The 1,800-nt window shown below is 57.6% G+C and carries 3 protein-coding genes; all 3 read right to left on the reverse strand.

What is annotated here, in order from left to right; all coding sequences use genetic code 11:
• The coding region (locus GJV78_RS24230) for a toxin VasX (RefSeq protein WP_155110292.1) at positions 1–171 on the reverse strand (171 nt) is incomplete at its 3' end.
• A complete protein-coding gene (locus GJV78_RS22565) occupies positions 168–1,031 on the reverse strand; it encodes a DUF4123 domain-containing protein (RefSeq protein WP_155110293.1) in 864 nt (287 codons plus the stop codon). The genes GJV78_RS24230 and GJV78_RS22565, both read right to left, overlap by 4 nt.
• Positions 1,032–1,041: 10 nt before the next feature.
• Positions 1,042–1,800 (reverse strand): DUF2345 domain-containing protein (locus GJV78_RS22570; RefSeq protein ID WP_155110294.1); only part of this gene is annotated, 759 nt, incomplete at its 5' end.

Here is a 1,800-nt window from a genome sequence, read left to right on the forward strand (position 1 = left end):
CTGGCGGAGCAGCCTCGCCGTCCAGGCCGTCTCCCCGCGGGGGGGAACCGGTACGTTGATATTCTCAGGCAGCCGGGGCAGCAACTCGTCCTGAGCCATGACCGCCGGACGGACGGGCAGAACCGGCAGGCCGTAGCGCCGGCAAAATTTACAGCCTTCAGGTGAACTCATTTTCCTCTTCTCCTTTCATAATCCGCTGAGCTATCCCGCGTCATTTCATTCCAGCGCTTCTCATCCCACAGCCGCGTCTCATCAGCAAAACAGCCCGGCGAACTCCGGGCCTGTCGCAAAAATGCCGCCATCTTTGGCGCAGTCCAGAAGGCGTCGCGCAGCGTCAACCCCCGCAACGCGAACGCAGCCCGATCGTCATCCGTTGGCAGCTGAAGCTGTTCGGCCTGTTGCAGCAGCGTATCAATTTTGCGGCTTACCTGTTGACGCCGGCTCATATCGGAAAAACAGGGCAGTTTTTCTAATACCTGATTTATCAGCCCGCAGCGCTGAAGCTGTTCCAGCGGAAGCGCCCGGGGTGTGCCGGGTTGCCAGGAAAATTCAGCCGGCGGTGCCAGCGTCTGCCACCGCCCTTCCAGCCAGAAAGTCCAGCGGGTAATCTCCGGCACCGGCAGCGCCTGGGTGAGTTGATAGGGCGTCAGCATCCAGCAGAGATGGAACAGCACCCGCGGATCGTAATAGCGAAGAATATGTCCCTGAAGATTCCGATCGGTAAAGTACAGCGCCTTAATCAGCAGGTTACGCACTTCCGCGACGGGCTGCTCGCTGCGCAACAGCAGGCAGGATATCGGCGGCGTATGCTGCGAGGGTGTCAGTCTCTCCATCAGCGTCTGCCACCCCCTGGCGTCCATTTCTTTCAGCGGCAGCAGCCAGGGATAGAGATGCGCCTGCGGCTTCAGCATTGGGGAAACCAGCTCAAGAACCGGCCATGACGCATCAACATCAGGGTGGTGCATCCGATCGATAATGGCAAAGTCATGTTCGCCAGGCGAGAGTGGATTTTCCAGATAGCAGGTTGGCATTTTTCCTCCCTTAGCTCAGCGCTACCGTGGCACCGCCCTCGCTGGCGGCCTCTGAAGCCACATTCTCACAGGCCGTAAACCCAGGATACGTGGCGTTTAATACCGCAGGCGCGGCATAATCAAAATCGGCGCTCTTCACATAAAAATGCCCACCGGTGCCATTCTCAATTTTCGCCGGATCGAGAGTCAGGTATGAGCCGCCGCACTGCAGAGTGATTTTCTTGCTCGCTGAAATGATTATTTCGCCCTCGGTACTGGCAATGGAAAGATCCTTGTTGGCAATAATATCTATTGCATCGCTCTGGGCCTGAATCTCCACCTTTCCGGCTGCCGCTACCAGCTTCATCCCCACCTCATGCACAAAGGCAACAAACCCCCTCCTGGCGGCCATAACTATCCGCTGCAGGGCGCTGATTTCAGTATTTCCTCCCGCAGTCAGGAGCTGGTTATGGTTTGCGCTCAGCTGAATATGCTGAGGCGTAGATAAGGCAATTCCCCCCGGCGCTCCGGCGACAATAACGGGCTGTTGTAATTCATCGACGCTCTGCTGAAGAAAATGTTGCTGGGTGCGAGTGTCCAGCGGATCGATCCGTGCGGTCTGCAAAACCTCAGAGAGAGACTCGGCCAACGATAAAGCATCCGTCAACTGACGCTTAATTTCATCCATGCTCAACTGCTGCGCCCTCGCCTCCGGTTGCGCCTGAGAGGTTAACAGCAGACCTTTTCCTGCCCGTATCGCCCCCCACGCATCGCTGCGCAGCTCAAACCC

The sequence above is a fragment of the Intestinirhabdus alba genome, from assembly GCF_009711095.1.
GTDB lineage: Bacteria > Pseudomonadota > Gammaproteobacteria > Enterobacterales > Enterobacteriaceae > Intestinirhabdus > Intestinirhabdus alba.

Bases quoted from the DNA above. Each gene is read 5' to 3' on its own strand.
- GJV78_RS22565 (WP_155110293.1), bottom strand. From the start codon at position 1,031: ATGCCAACCTGCTATCTGGAAAATCCACTCTCGCCTGGCGAACATGAC.